This is a genomic window from Christiangramia qingdaonensis (assembly GCF_048381525.1).
Lineage (GTDB): Bacteria > Bacteroidota > Bacteroidia > Flavobacteriales > Flavobacteriaceae > Christiangramia.
The window spans coordinates 188,565-193,353 of sequence record NZ_JBLWIM010000012.1 but is presented as its reverse complement, the minus strand read 5'-3'; the positions used below and the strand labels follow the sequence as shown (position 1 = coordinate 193,353).

The 4,789-nt window shown below is 40.2% G+C and carries 6 protein-coding genes; 1 reads left to right on the top strand and 5 read right to left on the bottom strand.

Annotated features, from left to right (window positions below; all coding sequences use genetic code 11):
- Positions 1-326: hypothetical protein (locus tag ACNI3T_RS05740; protein WP_418227012.1), on the bottom strand; the 326-nt coding region annotated here is incomplete at its 3' end.
- Between the two features lie 150 nt (positions 327-476).
- Between ACNI3T_RS05740 and ACNI3T_RS05735 the strand changes: the two genes are divergently transcribed.
- Entirely contained in the window at positions 477-1,439 is a 963-nt protein-coding gene (locus ACNI3T_RS05735; protein ID WP_418227011.1) for an NAD-dependent epimerase/dehydratase family protein, read from the top strand.
- 48 nt (positions 1,440-1,487) lie between these two features.
- Here ACNI3T_RS05735 and ACNI3T_RS05730 read toward each other — a convergent pair whose 3' ends face one another.
- The 4 genes from ACNI3T_RS05730 to ACNI3T_RS05715 all read right to left on the bottom strand — a co-directional run.
- Positions 1,488-1,682 (bottom strand): cold-shock protein, encoded by a 195-nt coding sequence (locus tag ACNI3T_RS05730; protein WP_141876598.1) that lies wholly within the window; start codon positions 1,680-1,682, stop codon positions 1,488-1,490.
- Between the two features lie 86 nt (positions 1,683-1,768).
- Positions 1,769-2,014: a hypothetical protein gene (locus ACNI3T_RS05725; RefSeq protein ID WP_418227010.1), complete on the bottom strand. Its 246-nt coding sequence runs from the start codon at positions 2,012-2,014 to the stop codon at positions 1,769-1,771.
- 1 nt (position 2,015) lies between these two features.
- On the bottom strand, positions 2,016-3,806 hold the full coding sequence (locus ACNI3T_RS05720) for a chloride channel protein (protein WP_418227009.1): 1,791 nt from the start codon (positions 3,804-3,806) through the stop codon (positions 2,016-2,018).
- 56 nt (positions 3,807-3,862) lie between these two features.
- Positions 3,863-4,789 (bottom strand): amino acid--tRNA ligase-related protein (locus ACNI3T_RS05715; RefSeq protein WP_418227008.1); only part of this gene is annotated, 927 nt, incomplete at its 5' end.

The window sequence follows — 4,789 nt, the reverse complement described above, 5'->3', positions numbered from 1 at the left end:
GCTTCCACAGGAACCGCTCTAAGACTATCAGGCAGAGAAATGCTAAGTGAATTCATGATCTGGGAAATCGCCGTAGCATTATTCATGACCTTACGAGTCGTAGTATTTTCCAGTTTCTTCACTTCATTTTGAGCAGTGATAAATTCCAGCCAGTTAGAAGCATATTTCTTTGCTTCCGGTTCAAGATCAAAACCTCGAGTATCTATATCGATCTTTTTATCATACGATATGCTGTCATTTGTTTCGTTGCTATTCTGGCTATCTTCTGCTTCAGATTTGCAGGATATCAAACAAAGAAAAATTATAACGAATAGAGGGAATTTCATAAGTGATAATTGAATGAACAAAGTTATCCATAATTCTATGAATGAAGTAACTGATTTTCAATTACAGAATCCATAGCGAATAGCATCAAGAAAAAGCTAAGATTGCGAAATCCTCTGTATAATTAAATATATTTGCACAAAATTTAATTTATGGCCGAAAAGATATTAGTTATCGGTGCTTGCGGACAGATTGGAACCGAACTTACGCTGAAATTGAGAGAGATTCACGGGAACGACCAGGTGGTTGCCAGTGATATTCGTGAAGGAGTAGATGAATTAATGCAGTCAGGTCCATTTGAGATCCTGAATGCGACCGATGAGGTTCATATAAGACAGATCATAGAGACCTATAATATTAGGGAAGTTTACCTGATGGCTGCGATGCTTAGCGCCACTGCAGAAAAAGCTCCTAAGAAGGCCTGGGACCTTAATATGAATTCACTTTTCCATATTCTTGATATGGCTAAGGAAGGTTTGATCAATAAGATCTTTTGGCCTTCCAGTATTGCTGTTTTTGGACCAACTACCCCAAAGGACAATACTCCGCAAATTACTGCGATGGAACCTACTACGGTTTATGGAATTAGTAAGCAAACAGGCGAACGCTGGTGTGAGTACTATCATCAAAAATTTGGTGTGGACGTTAGAAGTATCAGGTATCCTGGTATCATAAGTTATAAAACTCTTCCTGGTGGCGGAACCACAGATTATGCGATTGAGATTTTCCATGAAGCCTTAAAGCAGAATGCCTATACCAGTTTTCTGGATAAAGATGCAGCATTACCAATGATGTATATGGATGATGCGATAAAAGCTACGGTGGAAATTATGCAGGCTCCTTCGGAAACTATTAAAGTAAGATCATCTTATAATCTAGCTGCGATAAGTTTCACGCCTGAAATATTAGCGGCAAACATTAGTAAACATCTACCGGATTTTAAAATTTCTTATGATCCAGATTTCAGACAGGCTATTGCCGCGTCATGGCCATCAAGCATAGATGATTCATCGGCAAGACAGGATTGGGGTTGGGATCACGAATTCGATCTTGATAAAATGACCGAAACCATGCTAAAAGGTGTAGGACAAACTACAGAGCAACCCATTAAATAACAAAAGCCGCTTAATAGCGGCTTTTTCTTTTTTGATCGGAAAAACTATTTACTCAACGATGCGTACATCTGTTGCGTTCACTCCTTTTTTCCCTTCAGTTTCTTCGTATTCTACTCGATCGCCTTCCTGAATAGTTTCACCATTCAAACCGGTAATGTGTACGAAAATGTCTCTTTTGGTGTCGTCGTTTGTAATGAACCCATAACCTTTAGATTCATTGAAAAATTTTACTGTGCCTTGCATAATAATGATAATTAATAAAGAACAAACATAACAGTAAAATTTTTAGAATCTACTGGAAATCAGAATTTTTTGGGTTTTTGTAACTTTTAAAGTCGATCAATTCCCTTATCCCGCATTTTTTTCATGTTCTTTTCAGAAAGGGTATAATCTTCTAATTTCTTACCTTTCCATCTCACCACAAGGAAAATTGGCATTAGAATAAAGGCACTTGCCAGCACGGCAATTCCTATGATCCTGTCGCCGGTAAGCGTATCATCATTTAACCTGAAATAGAATCCTACTCCTACGGCTATTAGAATAGCTATTACCAGTATTCTCATAAATATCTTCATACTATACAGTAACTTCAATTAATTTTTGCCTGTAGGCAGTTAACAGTTTTGATTTGGAGATAAACCCGATATATTTTCCTTCACGAACTACAGGTAAGTTCCAGGCATTACTTTCCTGGAATTTTAGCATGATCTCCTTCATTCGGTCGTTCTCAATGTCTATAATTTCCGGAGCCTGTTGCATGATCTCCTGCACCTTGACTTCATCATATAATTTTTCATTGAACATGATAGATCTTATATCATCCAGTAATATAATACCCATAAAATTTTGATTTTCATCAATAACGGGGAAAATATTACGTGAGGATTTCATCACTCCGTCATGGATCACGTCTCCCAGGTTCATATCAATTTCCAGAGCGATAAAATTCTTTTCTACTACACGACTAATGTTCATAAGGGTCAAAACCGTCTGATCTTTGTCATGCGTTAACAAGTCACCGCGTCTTGCCAGCTCCATGGTATACACAGAGTGAGGTTCAAACTTAGTGGTGATCAAATAAGAAATAGCCGCAGTGATCATTAGCGGTATAAAAAGTTCGTACCCATGGGTAAGTTCAGCAATAAGAAAAATAGCGGTAAGTGGTGCATGCAGTACTCCGGCCATAAGTCCCGCCATACCTACCAAAGTAAAATTACTCACAGAGATCTCATTCTTAAATATACCAAGATTGTTCACGACTAGTGCGAAACAGTGCCCCATAGCGCTTCCCATGAACATTACTGGAGCAAAGATCCCTCCAACGCCACCAGCGCTAAAAGTTAACGCTGAAGCGATGATCTTAAAGATCACCAGACCTGCAAGCAAAATGATGACCACCCAGATATTCTCAAGGTAAGCGTTGAATAGATTTGTGCCCAGAGCTTCCAGATAGTTTTCCTGCAAAAGGTTGTTGATCACATTATAGCCTTCACCATATAGTGGAGGTATAAAATAGATAAGAACTCCCAGCCCCAATCCGGCAAAAATGAGCCTGACAAAAGGTGAGGTTATTTTAGCCAGCAGTTTGGTACTACCAAAATAGATACGTGAAAAGTAAACTGAAAATGCTGCGGCTACGACTCCCAGAACCAAATAGTAAGGCACTTCAGAGATTGTAAATTGGTCTTCTAAAGTGAATGGTAAAATAATCTGACTTCCGAAGAAAAAATAGGAGGTAAGTATGGCAGATACCGAAGCAATGAGTAGCGGTAGGAGGGACGCCAGTGTTAGATCAAGGCTGAAAACCTCTATGGCGAAAATGATCGCTGCAATTGGAGCTTTAAAAATGCTGGACATTGCGCCCGCTGCGGCACATCCAATGAGTAAGGTCCGGGATGCCTGATTCATCAAAAATATTCGCGAAATGTTCGAACCCAGCGAAGCACCGGTCGCTACGGTAGGTCCTTCCAGTCCAACCGATCCTCCAAAACCAACCGTAATAGGTGCGGTAAGTAGAGACGCGTACATCTGGAATCTTTTCATGATTCCCTTTTTTCGGGAGATGGCATATAAAGTTGTTGGAATTCCATGTCCAACCTTTTGTCGCAATACAAATTTGATGATAAGGTACACGATCAAAAGACCAAGTACCGGAAATATAAAGTAGAATGCATCGTGATAATTGGCCACAAATTCTCCTTCCAGTAAACTCTGGATTAGATGCGTGAGGTTTTTGATCATCACCGCAAAGAGCCCGGCAACAAATCCAATAACCGCGCTTAGGAACATGAGAAACTGTCGATGAGAAAGATTCTTCGATTTCCAGGTTAGGAATCTGTGCAATAAGGATTTACTAATATTTGCCACCGCTAGTTAATTACCGGATGAAGATAAAAAATCCCGCAATACGCGGGATTAATTATTTATGATTTCAACTGTAGATGTAAATCTGTGAGTTGTTGTTCATCGAGTTTCGCCGGAGCATCGATCATCACATCTCTTCCAGAGTTATTCTTTGGAAATGCAATGTAATCCCGAATGCTTTCCTGTCCGCCAAGAATGGCTACCAGTCTGTCGAATCCAAACGCGATCCCACCATGTGGAGGTGCTCCATATTGGAAGGCATCCATAAGAAAGCCAAATTGCTCTTCAGCCTCTTCCGGAGTGAATCCAAGGTATTTGAACATTTGCGACTGAGTTTCTTTGTCATGTATTCTAATAGAACCACCACCAATTTCATTTCCATTAAGTACAAGATCATACGCGTTGGCACGAACCTTCCCAGGGTCTGTTTCAAGTAGCGCAAAATCTTCTTTCTTCGGACTTGTAAATGGATGGTGCATGGCGTGGAATCTTTCTGTATCCTCATCCCATTCAAGAAGAGGGAAATCTACTACCCACAAAGGTGCAAATTCATCAGGTTTTCTAAGTCCCATTTCATTGCCAAGATGCATTCTTAATGCGCTTAACTGGCTTCTTGTTTTGTCGGCATCACCTGCCATCACCAGAATAAGATCCCCTGGGTTGGCTGAAGAAGCTTCCGCCCAGGCTTTCAGGTCTTCCTGAGAGTAAAACTTATCTACAGAAGATTTTAGACTGCCATCTTCATTATATTTCGCCCAAACCAATCCTGTGGCTCCAATTTGAGGTCTTTTAACCCATGAAATAAGTCTATCAATTTCCTTACGGGTAAAAGAAGCTGCGCCCGGAACGGCTATCCCAACCACAAGTTCCTGTTGATCAAAAACATTAAAACCTTTATTCTTGGCTACATCATCGAGCTCAGCAAACTCCATCCCAAAACGAATGTCTGGTTTGTCATTCCCGTATTTACGCATAGCGTCTGCATA

Excerpts from the sequence above, each read along its gene's own strand:
- ACNI3T_RS05735 (WP_418227011.1), top strand. The coding sequence starts at position 477 with ATGGCCGAAAAGATATTAGTTATCGGTGCTTGCGGACAGATTGGAACC.
- ACNI3T_RS05730 (WP_141876598.1), bottom strand. The coding sequence starts at position 1,682 with ATGCAAGGCACAGTAAAATTTTTCAATGAATCTAAAGGTTATGGGTTC.
- ACNI3T_RS05725 (WP_418227010.1), bottom strand. The coding sequence starts at position 2,014 with ATGAAGATATTTATGAGAATACTGGTAATAGCTATTCTAATAGCCGTA.